At 46.4% G+C, this 16,847-nt stretch carries 13 protein-coding genes; 9 read left to right on the top strand and 4 right to left on the bottom strand.

Features of this window, described 5'->3' with window-relative positions; all coding sequences use genetic code 11:
* The first annotated feature begins 416 nt into the window (after positions 1 to 416).
* The 3 genes from GJV44_RS02715 (at position 417) to dapA (ending at position 3,545) form a co-directional block, all read left to right on the top strand.
* Positions 417 to 1,088 (top strand): site-2 protease family protein, encoded by a 672-nt coding sequence (locus GJV44_RS02715; protein ID WP_226806240.1) that lies wholly within the window; start codon positions 417 to 419, stop codon positions 1,086 to 1,088.
* A gap of 52 nt (positions 1,089 to 1,140) precedes the next feature.
* On the top strand, positions 1,141 to 2,343 hold the full coding sequence (locus GJV44_RS02710; RefSeq protein WP_226806238.1) for a tryptophan--tRNA ligase: 1,203 nt from the start codon (positions 1,141 to 1,143) through the stop codon (positions 2,341 to 2,343).
* A 299-nt stretch (positions 2,344 to 2,642) separates the two neighbouring features.
* Positions 2,643 to 3,545: a 4-hydroxy-tetrahydrodipicolinate synthase gene (dapA, locus tag GJV44_RS02705; RefSeq protein ID WP_226806236.1), complete on the top strand. Its 903-nt coding sequence runs from the start codon at positions 2,643 to 2,645 to the stop codon at positions 3,543 to 3,545.
* A 541-nt stretch (positions 3,546 to 4,086) separates the two neighbouring features.
* On the opposite strand, the gene GJV44_RS02700 is transcribed toward dapA, so the two are convergent.
* Entirely contained in the window at positions 4,087 to 4,266 is a 180-nt protein-coding gene (locus tag GJV44_RS02700; protein WP_226806234.1) for a hypothetical protein, read from the bottom strand.
* Between the two features lie 1,485 nt (positions 4,267 to 5,751).
* Here GJV44_RS02700 and GJV44_RS02695 point away from each other — a divergent pair.
* The gene (locus GJV44_RS02695) at positions 5,752 to 6,270 is read left to right on the top strand and encodes an FKBP-type peptidyl-prolyl cis-trans isomerase (RefSeq protein WP_226806232.1); all 519 of its coding nucleotides are present in this window, start codon (positions 5,752 to 5,754) and stop codon (positions 6,268 to 6,270) included.
* A 794-nt stretch (positions 6,271 to 7,064) separates the two neighbouring features.
* Here the strand turns inward: GJV44_RS02695 and GJV44_RS02690 are convergent.
* Positions 7,065 to 7,865 carry an inositol monophosphatase family protein gene (locus GJV44_RS02690; protein ID WP_226806230.1) on the bottom strand — a complete coding sequence of 267 codons (801 nt, stop codon included), beginning with the start codon at positions 7,863 to 7,865 and terminating at the stop codon, positions 7,065 to 7,067.
* A 272-nt stretch (positions 7,866 to 8,137) separates the two neighbouring features.
* Here GJV44_RS02690 and GJV44_RS02685 point away from each other — a divergent pair, with 272 nt between their 5' ends.
* Positions 8,138 to 8,971, top strand: a complete 834-nt coding sequence (locus GJV44_RS02685; protein ID WP_226806228.1) for an RNA methyltransferase — start codon at positions 8,138 to 8,140, stop codon at positions 8,969 to 8,971.
* Between the two features lie 626 nt (positions 8,972 to 9,597).
* Here the strand turns inward: GJV44_RS02685 and GJV44_RS02680 are convergent.
* Together GJV44_RS02680 and GJV44_RS02675 are read right to left on the bottom strand one after the other, a co-directional pair.
* Positions 9,598 to 10,368: a UDP-2,3-diacylglucosamine diphosphatase gene (locus GJV44_RS02680; RefSeq protein WP_226806226.1), complete on the bottom strand. Its 771-nt coding sequence runs from the start codon at positions 10,366 to 10,368 to the stop codon at positions 9,598 to 9,600.
* Between the two features lie 712 nt (positions 10,369 to 11,080).
* A complete protein-coding gene (locus GJV44_RS02675; protein ID WP_420885740.1) occupies positions 11,081 to 11,620 on the bottom strand; it encodes a tetratricopeptide repeat protein in 540 nt (179 codons plus the stop codon).
* 221 nt (positions 11,621 to 11,841) lie between these two features.
* On the opposite strand from GJV44_RS02675, the gene cysS reads away from it, so the two are divergent.
* The 4 genes from cysS (at position 11,842) to tilS (ending at position 16,772) form a co-directional block, all read left to right on the top strand.
* A complete protein-coding gene (cysS, locus tag GJV44_RS02670; protein ID WP_226806224.1) occupies positions 11,842 to 13,242 on the top strand; it encodes a cysteine--tRNA ligase in 1,401 nt (466 codons plus the stop codon).
* A gap of 20 nt (positions 13,243 to 13,262) precedes the next feature.
* Entirely contained in the window at positions 13,263 to 14,177 is a 915-nt protein-coding gene (locus tag GJV44_RS02665) for a DNA-3-methyladenine glycosylase family protein (RefSeq protein ID WP_226806222.1), read from the top strand.
* Positions 14,178 to 14,340: 163 nt separating this feature from the next.
* Complete coding sequence (locus GJV44_RS02660) at positions 14,341 to 15,315, top strand: acetyl-CoA carboxylase carboxyltransferase subunit alpha (RefSeq protein ID WP_226806220.1); 975 nt, start codon at positions 14,341 to 14,343, stop codon at positions 15,313 to 15,315.
* A gap of 11 nt (positions 15,316 to 15,326) precedes the next feature.
* Positions 15,327 to 16,772 (top strand): tRNA lysidine(34) synthetase TilS, encoded by a 1,446-nt coding sequence (gene tilS, locus GJV44_RS02655; protein WP_226806218.1) that lies wholly within the window; start codon positions 15,327 to 15,329, stop codon positions 16,770 to 16,772.
* Positions 16,773 to 16,847: the final 75 nt, after the last annotated feature.

Raw genomic sequence — 16,847 nt, 5'->3', positions numbered from 1 at the left:
TTGACGACCGCTGACGATAGTGTGCAGCTTATCTGAATTAGCGACGCTTACGCTGGTGAATAACTAATAATATTCAGCCTATCAAGGCCATCACGACTTCTCTTATGCGCATCTTGCGAGAATCCAGAAGTATCTCGGAGCTTATTGAATACGTCGCACAAAACCATGTATTGCACTCTGTGTCTGTTGGATTACGCGATCATATTTTCGCCGGTTGCAGTGCTTAGATGGCTGATAATTTCGCTAACGTTTAGTCGCTTATTAACTGGCGATGACGAGTCAGGTCTATAAGGAAGGTGCTGACTAGTGGTCTCTTTAGAGACTCTTAAGTTTGAGCAGCCAGTCTTATTCTTGGTGCCATGTACGGCACGTTTCGTACACACTGCTAGCTATCAGCTACTTGTTACAATAGACCAATGAACTTTTTGCTTATACAGACAATTTTGATTAGCGCGTTGCCGATGTTCTTCGCCATCACATTGCATGAAGTAGCGCATGGAATTGTTGCTAGCCGATGCGGTGACAATACCGCATATCTAATGGGGCGTATTTCGCTCAATCCAATGCGTCACATCGATCTGATAGGCACGATCATGATCCCACTCATCATGATGTTTGCGACTGGGGGCACATTTATCTTCGGCTATGCAAAACCGGTGCCAGTCGATTTTAGCTGCTTGCGCAATCCTCGATGGGACAGTCTTTGGATCTCGCTCGCGGGTCCTGTGTGCAACTTACTGCAAGCGCTAGTATGGTCTTGTATGGCGATCGGGCTGCGTGTCTTCAGCATTGAAGAAACGTTTGTTGTGCGCATGTCTTCATCCGGTGTAGCGGTAAACCTAGTGCTATGTGCACTAAACTTATTTCCAATACTGCCTCTTGATGGAGGGCGCGTAATCGCCTCTCTATTGCCAGTCCGTATCGCCTACTACTTCGCAAAGATTGAGCCTTATAGTTTTTTTATTGTAATAGCATTAATGATGACACGCGCGCTCGATACATGGTGGCTTAGTCCGTTAGTGAACATTGGCTACAAGGTCGTGTTTGGCATATTACGTCCAGTTGCTTCTTGGGTTGGCTATGCTTGATCGAACATTGGCCCGACTCTAATCATTTTTTTATATTTGACCTCTCGATATTATGTTTCCCGACCTTATTTTCTCTGGCATGCGCCCGACTGGCTTACTACATCTTGGGCATTACCATGGTGTTCTAAAAAACTGGATCAAGCTGCAATCCGAGTATCCATGCTTTTTCTGCGTAGTCGACCTGCATGCTCTGACTACACACTATGCAACGCCAGATGTTATTGAGAATAATGTATGGGAAGTTCTAATCGACTGGCTTGCGTCTGGCATTGACCCAGCGCAAGCAAACCTATTCATTCAGAGCCGCGTGCACGAGCACGTGGAGTTGTCATTACTGCTCGGTATGAGTACGCCGCTGGGTTGGCTGGAGCGGGTGCCTACATATAAAGAGCAGATCGAGAAACTTCGTGACAAAGATCTAAGCACGTACGGTTTTCTAGGTTATCCGGTACTAATGTCTGCAGATATCCTGCTGTACCGAGCGTCGATAGTGCCAGTTGGTGAGGATCAAGTCCCGCACGTAGAAATGACACGTGAAATCGCACGCCGATTTAACTATTTGTATGGGCGTGAGCCGGGCTTTCAGGATAAAGCTAACGAGGCAGCGCGAAAACTCGGTGGAAAACGCTCCAAAATGTACTACGAGTTGCGTAGTGCTTATCAGCAAGAAGGTAATGGAGAGGCGTTACAGCAAGCGCGCGCTCTTTTACAGGAGTCGCAAAGCCTCTCAATGAGCGACCGTGAGCGGCTTTTTGGGTATCTCGAGGGATCCAGTAAGATAATTTTGGTTGAGCCACAAGTATTGATGACTAAAGCATCTCAGATACCGGGGTTTAATGGAAAAAAAATGTCTAAATCGTACGGCAATACGATTGGGTTGCGAGAAGATAAGGTGTCGATCGAGAAAAAAATTCGAACTATGCCGACCGATCCAGCTCGCGTGTATCGAAGCGATCCGGGCAATCCCGATAAATGTCTAGTATGGCAGTTTCACAAGATTTATACGGATCAATCGACGCACGAATGGGTACAACGAGGTTGCAGAAATGCTGGAATTGGCTGCTTGGAGTGCAAGCAGCCGGTGATCGATAGAATTTTGCTCGAGCAGCAGATAATGCTCGAGCGGGCGCAGAAGTATATGGACGATCCGTCGATGCTGCGCGCGATTGTCGCGGACGGCTGCGACAAAGCGAGAAAACTAGCTTATGAGACAATGCGCGACGTGCGCGAGGCAATGGGCTTATCTTACAGCTGATAGCAATTCTAGTTACGTATGCAGTCGGTTGTTAGTTAATTGTTGATAGTTTTCTCTAGTTAGTATGTACTTTGTTTCTTCTAGGTCGGCTATAGCGTTAGTACTATCCGTTATTAGATGTCTAATGCTTTGTCGACAAGCTATGAAACTCGGTTTTGTATAGTAGTTGTCATCGTTCGATAAAACAGCAGTGATGTGTTCCACCATGAAACGAGTTCATATAGCAATGTAACGAGATACGATTTTCTTAGCCAATCCGCTACAATCCTAGTTTAACGATTGATTTTTCAGATAGTTTCATGAGTCAAGCAATGCAAGCCACACTAATTAGCGGAAGCACCCCGGCGATTGTTACGCCGATGCTAGAGGATGGGGCGCTGGATCTTCCGGCGCTGCGCGCGCTAATCGACTGGCATATTGAAGAGGGAAGTAATGCACTAGTCGTGGTTGGCACGAGTGGTGAGTCGGCAACGGTATCGATTGAGGAGCATGTGTTACTGGTTAAAACGGCGGTCGAGCATGCGGCACACCGTATTCCGATTATAGCCGGGGCAGGCGGAAATTCGACCGGCGAAGCAATCGAGTTGACCCGGGAAGCCAAAGCAGTCGGCGCCGATGCGTCTTTACAGGTAGTTCCGTATTATAATAAGCCAACTCAGGAAGGAATGTACCAGCACTTTCGATCTATCGCTGAGTCGGTCGACATGCCGGTATTTCTATATAATGTACCAGGTCGCACTGTCGCCGATATGAGCAACGAAACCATTCTGCGGCTTGCTCAAGTGCCAGGTATAGCAGGCGTCAAGGATGCCACTGGAAATATTGATCGCGCTGCTCATCTGATCAAGGAAGCGCCGGCGAATTTCTCGATTTTCAGTGGCGACGATTCAACCGCGATCGCATTGATGTTACTAGGCGGACATGGAAATATCTCCGTCACAGCCAATGTAGCACCGCGCGCGATGAGCGAGCTATGCCGTGCCGCTATTTCTGGTAATGTCAAGAAAGCGCGGGCAATCCATCTAAAGCTATTATCATTACATAAGAACCTATTTGTCGAGTCGAACCCGATCCCAGTCAAGTGGGCATTACAGCAGATGGGAAAAATTCGAGGTGGCATCCGTTTACCGCTTACACCGCTTTCTGCCCAATATCATGACAAGGTACGTACTGCTCTATATGATATAGAGCAGAAAAAATAGTTAACTGTGTGTCCCTAACTAAGACGGTTATATAGCTAAAAAAGCGGTGATTCCGGATATCTAGTTAATGTAAACTAAAACAATATGCACTCTTGGTTAGTATAACAGGGGTGCATACTAGATAAATTACAGCTGCAGCTCGAGGTGTTTTAGAAAAACATGTCTTGATTTTTAGGACGAAACCGTCTTAATAGGAATGATTAAGAATACATTTTTTAGATGCTACATGCCTTACAAGCTCGACCAAAAGCCAAGTTAGCACCATAGCGCTAACGACGACAAGCATGCTGAGCTATGTCCGGTTGCTTCAATGCTACTTTTATATGCAGCATGACTGCGCGTTCACCGCCATATTTATATATGGCATAAAACAGAAACGAATTAGTATAGCTAATTACTGAATAATTCAGTCAGTTTAGGTACTGGAATGTATTTACACTAACTCTAATAAAAGCGTAGCAGGAGTGATTTATCAAGTGCGATTTATTGGGGAATTAATAAAGAACCGCCTTGCAGGCCGGTTCTTTATTCTCTGAATATCCTAGTGACTCGTGCCTACAGCCGTGGCAGCAGCTGAAGCTGGGTCACTCCCAGCAGCAACCGGAGTCGATGTAGCAGCAGCATCGCTTGCAGTAGCTGGATCTGTGCTTTCATCTTTCTTGCTGCAAGCTGCAAGCGTTATTGCTGCCAACAAAGATACTACGAGGAGGGATTTCTTCATGATCACGTCCTTTTGTGGTTACGGGTAAGAAGCAGCGGGAATAATACCGGTTTATATTCTTTCAAACCTATCTATTACCGCCAGTGTACTACCGACATTCTTATCAGCCATTTTTTATCTACGGCTTAGGCAAGAATTATATGCATTTTTATACAGACCGTCGATAAATCTTAGGTGGATTCATTACTTGTTCTAGACAGAATCTTATTTTACGGAAAACAGAAGGTCTGTCTTTTCCTACAGATTAGTAATCTGTATCTAAACTGGACCATGCTATTTATACAATAGATATGTCATAAACGAATTCTGGATGTGTTACCTTCCCTTAGGAAGGACTCGTTGAATAGCTAGCGCAGTAATAGCTTTATGCTAGTCCTGTACTAGCTTTGCTCAGTCTCTATTTAACTAATGACGCATGTTGTCGTATAGAAAAAGCGTTTTCAAATTCATTAACACTGCTTTCGACAATGCGCCGAACAACAAACGCATGCCACGACAGCGATGCACACGAGTAGCTCAAAATACTCACGTTTCGTACTACTCCAGTAATTTCCGAAAAGTTCCGTAATATCTGCACACGACTCAGGAATCTACTCAGCCTAATCTACAACCACAACCTCCTACACTGTTTCTGGATGTAGAACAGCTGAATTTTTGCTTACATGCATTTAATTTGAATGCATGTAGTTCGGAGACTCGCATCTAAACCAGCGCTGCATGCTCGGCAGAATAGTACAGGAATTTTTGGGAGAGGTCTGATATTTAAAGACGCGCGAACAACTACTTCAACAGTTTACGTGTCTGCTTAGCACAATCTTATTGTGTCCGATTTTCGGAGTTAGGTAAAGCATGTCGCCCGACGTGATCGCTCGTTTCTTGATTGGCTAAAATCCTGAATTACTTTTGGTGGTCATCCTGAGCACAGTAAAAGTTTTGTTGCTGCTACACCGTCTGAATCACATTAAAATCTATCATAACGCCTAACTAATATTATAAGCAACAGTTGGAATAACTGCATAGCCCACAAGCCCTACTCGCTCATGTAGACAGTAGATTCACTTCTCTAAACGGGTAATATCAATTGATGCTAACGCGCAGATAGCTAGCAAGTGTTTAGATATTCAATGTTCGCACTGTCCCAACTAACATCGCCACGCAACATACACTGCTAGATCATGCGTGATTCAACATCGTCACGCTATATCAGATCAACTAACACTATCTAGATAACCTGAGATAAATATTAAGAAGAGCCTATTAAACTAACAATAATGTTTCTCATTAGCGCCGCCGCATCAACTATCTTCCTTCGCTATCAAGATGGAAAGTAGTTATATCAAGATATTGGAGTAGAGTGCAGCCGATAAACGCGGACGCGAGTAGCCGATATGTGTGTTAAAAACAACTCGCGATAACACACACGGCTCCAGTGGGTAGGTCCACACAAGCGTGCGTATAATACGGGTTTATATTCTAGAGAGTCGAATGAAAATTACGAAGAATACCATCGTTTCTGTTGTCTATAAGCTATCGGATGCCCAGGGTAACTGGATCGAGGAAGAAGAAAAGCAGATCATCTATCTGCATGGCGGGTATCATCAAACATTTCCGAAAATCGAGGAAGTGTTAGAGGGCCATGAGACAGGGTTCTCAACGCAGATCCAGCTTGAGCCAGCTGATGCATTCGGAGACTATGATTCTAAATTGCTTAACATCGAACGTCGAGAGCGATTTTCTGAGCCGCTCGAAGTTGGGATGCAGTTCGAGGGAACGCCTGCAGGCGTGCATGACGCAGTCGATACGATAATTTATACAGTAACTGATCTCGTCGAAGACAAGGTTGTTCTAGATGGCAATCCTCCTTTAGCTGGAATGGCTTTACGATTTTCGTTGACAGTTAGGGACGTTCGCAAGGCGACTCTCGATGAGGTCCACGCGCATGGCGGCGATAGACTCGAAGTTATCAGCTCGGACGATAATTGCCCATTGACGATGCCGCATTGACTATCGCTTGCCTTAGGTGGTGCAAGATAGCCATCAACCGACTAGTTGATAGGGTCTAAATGCTAGCGCTGGATTTTGGTTAGATAGTAGCGCGCCGATTGATCCGCATCCATACGGCTAGTAACAGAGCTAGCCGCATTTCGGGGAAAATTGCCTAGTATGTCTTCGATTGCACGTAGTAGAAGCGTGCTATAAATCAAGAGTGATGCGAGTACATCTAACTTGGCTAGAGCACACGCCACACGATGCTAATTATTAATGCGCAATACTAAAGCTATAAGAGCCTATTTCTAACGTGCCTTCTCGCGCGAGCGCTCGTTTCTACGCCGAAAGTGCTTTGTTTTCAAACATCTGGAGCCCTGGTGTGATATAGCATTCTGCGCTCTTTAATGTTTGATGCTACTAGTAGTTATCTGGCACTATATTGATGGGTGTTAGATTAATCCCTCACGAGGCGATTCAGGTGATACATATACGTTGACAAATAAACCTATTTCCTAATAGGCATGTTTCCTATTAGCCAAATAATGAGCCTAATAGATTCGAATAATATATTATTCGATAGTTCTCTGGCTGTGTCGACGTAACTTTGGGGGTGCTGGATTATCTGGTATTACGGTAGTAATGAATGAAAAACCTCTAATCTATGCGAGTGAGGTGCGCTTTTATCAGGCGTGTGCAAGGATCACCGGATGCTCTCTCGTTGACATACTCAGCATCGATACACGCTAGCGATTATGATCTTAATAGATCATATCTTGATCCAGTGCATTCAAATTTGGTCTTTTTACCATTTAGACTCTTCTTTCTGCCTCGCTATACGGCTTTAAGATTTGCACCATCTGTGCATACTGCTTCGGGTTGCCTGCAACGATTTCGTGCTGATGCAAGAAGGCGGAGTCACCTGTATAATTGCCGACCAGCCCTCCCGCTTCAGTGACGAGCAGGCTACCAGCAGCGACGTCCCATGGGTGAATGCCTTGCTCAAAGAATCCGTCATAACGGCCGGCAGCGACATATGCAAGGTCTAGCGCAGCCGCACCGGGCCGGCGTAAGCCGGCGCAGGCGCGTGTCATTTCATTAAATAGCTTTAGGTACTCGCTTAATTTTCTCTCATCGCGGAACGGAAAGCCAGTACCAATGAGCCCATCAGCCAGACGGTCACGTCGCGATACGCGGATACGTCGGTCGTTAAGAAACGCACCACGGCCACGTGATGCAGTGAATAAGTCATTGCGTGTGGGATCATATACCACAGCTTGTGTGATGCAGCTACAATAGGAAAGCGCAATCGATACGCAGTATTGTGGGAATCCGTGGATAAAGTTTGTTGTACCATCTAGTGGGTCAATAATCCACAAATATTCTGATTCTCTATCATTAGCGCCAGACTCTTCAGCGAGAAATCCATGGTCTGGATATGCGATGTGTAGTATTTCGATGATTGCCGCTTCAGCTGCTTTATCGACATCGGTGACAAAATCATTATGCTGTTTTTTAGTCACCTGCAGTATATCAATATCTAGTGATGCGCGGTTGATGATCTGTCCGGCGCGGCGTGCAGCCTTAACAGCAGTATTGAGCATTGGATGCATAGGCGTTTCCTTAGGTGTAATGTCATTGACCGCAGTACGATCTTGCGTGGCAAGGTATATCAAATTTATGCAAAGCGCTGTATGTCAGCACCTTAGTGTCGTATCCTAGCTGAATCAGCTATCATTTTATCAGTAAGCGGCGCTTCGGGTTGGTAGACCCTCAATGCTACCCGCAACTTCAATGCCACTGAGGGTTTTATAAAACCCTTGTATATTAATCCCTAAACCGTGAATTATATCCTCACTCTATTAGACTCAATCTCGATAAGCCTATGCTTGGCTGGTGGTCTAGCGTACCTGCTCATTGGCACAGCAATCTTTCGGTTTTTTCGTTTTTGAAGGGCAGTTTTACGTCGGTGCGCTTCGTTCTTGTTGAGCCCAGCCATCCCGGCAATGTCGGCGCAGTGGCCCGTGCTTTGAAGACAATGGGTTTCTCCCAGCTTGTAATAGTCGCTCCACGGATTGAAACGGTATGCACTGATTCCGACGCGCAGGCTATGGCCTGCAGTGCGGACGATGTATTGACGGCCGCACATATCGTTCCAACGCTCGCCGATGCATTGGCTGATGTTCACTGGTCTATGGCGCTAACTGCGCGTGAGCGTGAGTGGGAACCAACAACGCGGTCGCTGCGCGTACTTGCGTTGCAGGCTTGTAAACTAGCGGCAGTCGGCAATATCGCGCTAGTTTTTGGTAATGAGCGTACGGGGCTATCCAATGTCGATGTCGAGCGTTGCAACGCACTAGTGCATATTCCTACCAATCCTGCCTACAGCTCGCTAAACCTCGCACAGGCGGTTCAAGTGCTCGCTTACGAGTTTCGGATGGCTATACTAGATACTACTAAACAGCATCCACATGCTAGCCCTGCTAGCATGGCTATGTCGCTAGCGACCCACGACGAAATCGATCGCATGTTTGTACATCTAGAGAATGCGCTTATTGCACTAGACTTTCTTCATCCCTCTAGCCCGAAGAAACTTATGCTACGGCTACACCGGTTTTTTGCTCGAGCTAGCCTTAAACGTGAAGAGGTCAATATCGTGCGAGGTATCGCGAAGCATATTCTATTGAAGTCGGAAGATTTTCGTAGCCACGATCGATAGTTTCCTATATTACACTTGGCATTCTGTCAATGCGAGCTCTTAATACAATGGCCTGCTTATAATCTGTAGGCCACTATCTTTAGTGGCACTCGTGAAGATGTAGCTATCATTTAATAAGAGCACTCTGCCGCATATATCTCTTGGAAGACGTCTACTAACATGATTTTCATGTCCCGCTGGTCCTACTTAGAAATGTACAACTATTGCTCGAAATATAGAGCTGAGCTGGTGCTTCGTATTTTGCTTACAACAGCATGTAGCCGGTATTAAAAGGTATCTGTCAGCATATATTTGTCGGATGGAGGTTGGGAAATTCGACAAATATAATACGTCTAGATTTAGATCGACAGGCGCTATTCCCGTCAATTGAGTGGATAGTAAAACAAAGAAATGCTATTAAAAAATTATCTTCTGTATATGGTATAACGTTGCATACTGTATATTCGATATTATTTGTCGCTGGTAATTCAAGGACTGATCAAGTATGTAGTGCAGCAGTTATGGCAGATTAATGAGTCGGTAGAAGCGCTTGAACGCCTCTATAATGTGTTTATACAATTTCACGAGTGCTGGACAAAAATTTAGACTTAATATAAGCTTGGAAAGCTTATTTAGAAGAAAGTCACTTAAGTCATTCCAACGCAAGTATCGAGTGGTAGCATGTGGATTCCATCTATATCTATCCTTAGATAGCCGCCACGCTGCAAACCATGGTCCAGCTCCCAGTCTGGGAGTACCCAGCGTGCAGTGCCATGCTGATGATGGCAAGCAGGCAAATGCGTGTGGCCATGCACCATTATACGAGTATTAGTCGAAGAGAATAGACGCATCAGTGCGTCGGGTATCGCGTCGTACTGTGTCGATGATTGCACTGGTCTGGCGAGACTCTTGCGTCGCATGCTCTCACTAATCCGTTTACGCCAGCGCAGAGGGAGCGTAAGAAACAGGTTTTGCGCTAACGTATTGCGCGAGATGCGACGAAATCGTTGATAGTTCACATCAGCTGTGCATAATATATCGCCGTGCGTAAGTACAATGCGTTCACCAAAGACGGTAATGACGAATGGGTCGGGCAATAGTATTGCACCCGTAGACGCTATGAAGCGTCGGCCGAGCAAGAAATCTCTATTGCCATGCATAATATATAGGGAAATTCGATGTTCCGATAGCGTATCCATTAGTTTCATGATATGTCGCGCAAACGGTAACGCGAGCATATCATCTCCGATCCAATACTCAAACAGGTCGCCGAGAATGAATATTGAATCGGCGTTGCGCGCGGTGACACGGATGAAATACTCGAACGCATTTACAGTGCGTGGCAGCGCTTCACTGAGATGTAGATCGGATATTAGCAGTAGTACGCGCGATGCGGCACTACTATCAGCCGAAGTCAACTCGTGTATCCCGGTCTCAGACGAATCGATTTAATTTTGTCAGGAACATTCATATCTTTGGCCGCCTTACTGCATACCATCTAGCCTCCTCAGCCCAAGGTATTAGTGTGGTGTAATCCGGGAAGTTGGTTATCGTTGATAAATCACTAGTTTTTCTCTTCGCCTAATATAGATTCCTGATTCTTGTTATTGCGCAGCAGAGGATCGGCGCCCGCATATTCTTTGTCTCTACCCATTATTTGATACTACTGACGTGAGCTATAAATCGCCGAATAATGCGACGATCATTATCTCATTGATTCGCTATCACATTGGAGGCGAAGTGATCGATCGTGCGTAGAGGATGCTCTGTATTTGTATTACAGTACAGCATGAGCCTCACTCATTAACGTCGTAAGCGGTACGCTCGAAACTAAATACACATGTACACCGGCACTAATGCCATTAGTATTGCACTAAGCCAAGACAAATAAAGGCGGTTTTTATGTTTCGTTTTTAGCCTTAGAATCTTTGTTTGAAGAAACACATATCATATGCTTCCTACGGCACAACACGACATCGCCAGCATAAGCTAGCTCTAACTATAGAGCAAGAGTGTTTCGTCTGCTTTACTATATAGGGTGCGAAAACGTTGTATTAGCGCGTATGATGATGATCGGAGAAGGTATTCTTTGGTGCTACATTTTGTAGAGGCGTAGCTAGGCTAGCACAGCTATTGTGTGCCCACCGTATCGACGCCTGCCGATGCGCTCCTAAACAGTTGCATGATTTGCCGACTTCGTTTTGCCGAATACGCATCATGTGGTTCAAGTGCTCTAGCTTGCTCAAACGACTCTGCCGCCAGTCGTAGGTAGAGATCACCTAAGTTAGCCTGCGCGAGCGCATAGCCTGGACTGGCGTGTACTGCTGTTTCAAGCATGACTCGAGCTTCATCTAGCTTACCACGCTTTGCATATATTGACGCTAGGTTATTATACGGCTCGGGAAGTTCTGGATAAGTTTGCGTGAGCGCTTTATACGCAGTCATCGCATCGTCATCTCGATCTAACTGCATGAGCAAATTAGCACGCTTGAAGCGTGCCTGTGCATCGCGCGGGTTCCAGCGAATGTACTCGTCAAGCTGAGAGAGTGCATAATCGATTTTTGATGCGCTATCACTTTTTGTAGACAAAGCTTGCGTGTGTGCTTTAGTCGTAGCGACCGAGAAGAGGCTCAGTGCTGTAAGTACGATGCAATTGCGGATCGTATTCATAGGCTGTTGGACGGTGTTATACTCTGATGTATTCTAACAAAATCTCCGACTGTTTCCGAGCATAAAAGCGGTTAACAGTTTCTACGTCGCTAGCATCTGACCCGGTCGATTCCCAAAATAAATAATTTAGGCGGTTGACCAGTTCCCGCCGAGATACAGGTAGCGTGCCGCGTGAACATTGTAACTGGCTACGTTTAGCAGCGCTTGGCACACGAATTTTTATGGATCATCTCCACCTATATAACACGCTTAGTCGCCGCAAAGAAAGCTTTGTTCCCTTGTACGACGGCGAAGTACGTATGTACGTATGTGGCATAACTGTCTATGACTATTGCCATGTTGGTCATGGTCGACTCATGGTCGTGTTTGATATGATTCGGCGATGGCTTAAAACATTCGGTTATAGAGTTACGTACGTACGAAATATTACTGATATCGACGACAAGATCATTCGTCGTGCGATAGAAAATGGGGAGCCGATCCTCGCTCTGACCGATCGTTTCATTGAGGCAATGCACGAGGATGAGGCGGCTCTGCATATCCAACGTCCTGACCATGAGCCGCGTGCTACACAATTTGTTCCGCAGATGCTAGGTATGATCGATGCACTCGAGCGAAACGGATATGCATACCAAAACCATGATGGTGATGTCAATTATTCTGTGCGCAAGTTTTCTGCATACGGCCAGTTATCAGGAAAATCGCTGGAAGATTTACGCACTGGAGTGCGTATTTCACAAAATAATGCAAAAAAAGATCCGCTTGATTTCGTGCTGTGGAAGCGCTCTAAAGAAAATGAATCCCATGAAACTAGATGGGATTCCAAATGGGGCTGGGGGAGGCCGGGTTGGCATATTGAGTGCTCAGCAATGAGTTGCGCGTTACTTGGCCCACGCTTTGATATTCATGGCGGCGGGCAGGACCTGCAGTTTCCTCATCATGAAAATGAGATCGCACAGAGCGAGGGCGCGACCGGTCATCATTTCGTCAATTACTGGCTGCATAACGGGTTTGTCAACGTCGATAATGAGAAGATGTCAAAATCACTTGATAACTTTTTTACATTGCGTAGTGTTTTGCGTCGGTATGATGGCGAAGTCATTAGGATGTTGATCTTGCTTGTTCATTATCGCTCACCACTGAATTATAGTAACTGCCATCTAGACGATGCACGAGCGGCGCTCACACGACTTTATACAGCGCTCAAGAGAGTCTCGCCAGACGATCACGCGCTGGACTGGAATGAGCGCCATGCGTTAGCATTCCGTGCTGCAATGAACAATGATTTCAATACACCTGCTGCATTCGCAATTTTATTCAACTTGGCTGCGGACCTAAACCGCACTGGCGATCGCGCATTAGCACGGCAGCTGAAGGGGTTGGCTAGCATATTAGGTCTACTTAGATACGATCCGCACGAATATTTACAGAAGCGATCTCCCACTGCGGAAGAGATTATGCAACCCGATGTTCTTCAGATTACTGAACAAATCGAAGCGCGTAAGCGAGCTAAGCATGCGAAAAACTATACCGAAGCGGACCGAATACGAGCAGCATTACTTAATTCTGGTATTGTTCTTGAAGACAAGCTGAGTGGAACGACTGAATGGCGACGCGTGTAGTAAGGCGAAGTAGCGTCAATATGAGTCCGCAGTTAGAGGACAAGATGTTAGCGGCTAACCAAGCAGTGCGCGGTACTGAGGAAAAGACACTGCCGGATGCAGTAAAGTCCGACGTTACTCATGCGCGTACATCGCGCTGCGCAACTGTGCTGAATGATATCGCATCACGTCAAGTTACTCGTGTGATCCCAAACGAAGAGTCAAGTTGCAACAATATGCGTTCGCTAGTGTTAGCCGCCGACTTAGCTCGTCAATCAACCGCTATGACAACCAGCGCGTTGATTTCAGCTGAATCGCAAGAAAGGAAGAACGCCACATCTCGACCTGACTATTGGGATCAGGCGTGTTCAGACCTAGTACATCGCGATCGCATACTAAGAAAGTTGATCCCGCAGTTCGGCCCTGTTCATTTGATATCGCATGGTGATCCGTTTATAACACTTGCCCGCGCTATTATTGGGCAGCAAATATCGGTTATCGCTGCCCAGACGATATGGGCACGACTGAAGGCCGCTTGTCCATTGATTTCACCATCCTGCATTATGCAGCTTGGATGGACCCGATTGATTGAGTGCGGACTGTCTAAAAGAAAGTCGGGGTACATTCTCGAGCTCGCGCAGCATTTTACGTCTGATGCACTGTATATTTCATCATGGGCATTAATGGATGACGAAGCAGTTGTTGACGAGCTTACGCAGATACGTGGGATTGGCTTCTGGACTGCTGAGATGTTCTTAATTTTTAATCTGATGCGCCCAAACGTACTGCCGCTGGATGATATCGGGCTCATCCGTTCGATTAGTCTCAACTATTTTAGCGGCGAACCGGTTACGCGCAGCGAAGCTAGAGAGGTTGCCGCGAATTGGGAGCCGTGGCGTACTGTTGCAACGTGGTATATGTGGCGCAGTTTAGAGTCGCTAAGCAAACAAGCTTAATCCACATAATATTAGACGTGCGTTGATATGGTACGGCAATCTTTGCTCTCGATGTTGAGTCAAAAACTCATTATGTTTTATATTAATTGATAGTGCAAAGCTGGTTCCAATAGAGTGAACACAATGAAAATCTGCGCTGTTGGTGGTTCAAGGATTCAAACACATGAAGATCACTTTTTTGGATTTTGAGCGGCCAATTGCAGAGCTCGAAATAAAGATCGAAGAATTACGCTTCATGCAGGACGATTCAGCTGTCGATGTTTCGGAAGAGATTGAGCAGCTGTCTAAAAAAATGCAGCAACTAACAAAGAATCTCTATGCGCACTTATCACCTTGGCAGGTGTCGCAGGTTGCACGGCATCCGCAGCGCCCTTATACCCTCGACTATGTGAACGAGCTATTTACAGATTTCCATGAATTACACGGTGATCGATCTTTTGCTGATGACTTCGCGATTATTGGTGGCTTAGCACGCTTTAATCGTAGTCCATGTATGGTAATAGGCCAACAAAAAGGACGTGACACTAAAGAGCGTGCGTTGCGCAACTTTGGTATGTCTCGCCCCGAAGGATATCGTAAGGCTGAGCGACTAATGCGAATCGCTGATAAATTTAACCTGCCGATCTTTACATTTATCGATACGCCGGGTGCATATCCGGGCGTAGGTGCCGAAGAACGTGGCCAGTCTGAAGCAATCGGACGAAATCTGTATATGATGGCTGAATTAAAAGTGCCGACCATTGCGACAATTATTGGCGAAGGCGGTTCCGGTGGCGCTTTGGCTATTGCCGTTGCGGACACTGTGTTAATGCTGCAGTTCTCGACCTATTCAGTGATTTCCCCCGAGGGATGCGCATCGATTCTATGGAAGAATTCGGGAAAAGCACCAGAGGCAGCAGAAGCGCTAGGCTTGACTGCACATCGACTTAAAGCGCTTGGCCTGATTGATGAAATTGTGAACGAGCCACTAGGAGGTGCACACCGAGATCCAAAAAGAATGGCAGAAATACTACATCATGCACTATCCAACTCGCTTCGATATTTACAAGGCATGAGTTCAAACGATTTATGTGCCCGCCACTTCGAACGTCTAATGAGTTACGGAAAATATAAGACCACTCCACTAGACAATCCCTGATGCAGCGCGACATGCGTCATGGTGATATCCATACGAGTAGGAGTACTATTAGTATAAATAAATCATCAGTCAAACATTTAGTTATAGAAGCGGTAGCAGCTCAGGCCAGAGCACTAAGCTGCAGTGAGACTGTTGCGATCGCCTTCAGCGGTGGTATCGATTCCACAGTGCTACTGCATGCGGCAATCCGTGTGCTAGGCACGCGACGGTGTGTTGCATTCCACGTTAATCATGGAATGAGTCCGCATGCTCATGCCTGGCGAAGCCATTGCGCCAATATCGCAAATCAGCTTAATATCACTTTCGATTCTCGGACTGTTTCGATTGCGCATGTGCCGCAGAAAAGTGTAGAAGCTCTTGCGCGTGACGAGCGCTATGCAGCACTTGAGAAAATGTGTTCAGTGCACCACGTCCGCGTGCTGTGGTTTGGCCATCACGCAGATGACCAAGCTGAGACTGTGTTGTTGCAATTACTGCGTGGCGCGGGTCTGCCCGGACTATCCGCAATGCCACTGCATCGTTTGTTGCCGAACGGCCTTCTCCGGGTGCGCCCTTTATTATCAGTGCATCAAGCCTCTCTCGATGCATATGCGCGTCAATGTATGCTGCACTGGATCGATGACGAATCAAACGGAGATATGCGATATGCGCGAAATGTAGTACGGCGGCATGTGATGCCAATATTAGCCGTACATTTTCCTGGGTATCGTGAGACACTGGCGCGAACGACGCGACATGCCGCTACCGGACAGCGTTTACTAGAGGACTTAGTAACGATCGATTTTCGTGCATGCATATTTTCTAGCCAGTCAGCCGACGTTGTGACACTAGTATCTACCGGTCCCACTTTGTCGCGGCGTGCGCTGATGGAGCTGAGCTATGAGCGTGCGATAAATCTTCTCCGCTTCTGGATACGCAAGTCAGAATTAGCGATGACTTCTACAGCACGCATTAACGAAATACTGCGTCAATTGCGCGAATCTGGGAATGATGCAGTGCTTCGGATCAAGCACGATACACATTATCTTCGTTTATATCGTAATAAGATCTGGTGGGAACGCGAGAGTTCCGGATCGGCTAGTTATAACGTGATACGGCCGAGCGCCGAGTTACGATGGTCGGGCCAGCCGTCCTGGCGGCTGACGGCGTGGCAGGGATCGATTTTTTTTGTGCCGTGTAGTTCTGAAGATAAACAGGGGGTACAGCGCAGCGTTCTAGAATTAGCTCCCCTTACAGTGCGTAAGCGCCACGGTGCTGAACGCATGCGATTACGCACCGGAGGTCCGCGCCGCACATTAAAAAATCTCTTCCAAGAGGCGGCGATACCAGCCTGGCACCGCGATGTTCCGCTGTTGTTTATTGGGAATACATTGCTGTGGGTGCCTAGGTTAGGGGTGGATCCCAATGTAGCGGGTTGCGGTCATGTGAAAATAGAATGGCACCAAGATAATAATTAGCGCGATTTTCCAGTCGAAAATGCACTGCACGAACGATGCGTATTTTCTCTTGTGAAGAGTATTAGAATACGATAA

The sequence above is a fragment of the Candidatus Vallotiella adelgis genome (assembly GCF_020541305.1).
GTDB classification, from domain to species: domain Bacteria; phylum Pseudomonadota; class Gammaproteobacteria; order Burkholderiales; family Burkholderiaceae; genus Mycetohabitans; species Mycetohabitans adelgis.
Note: the sequence above shows the minus strand (reverse complement) of the source record. Positions and strands in the feature narration are given on the sequence as shown.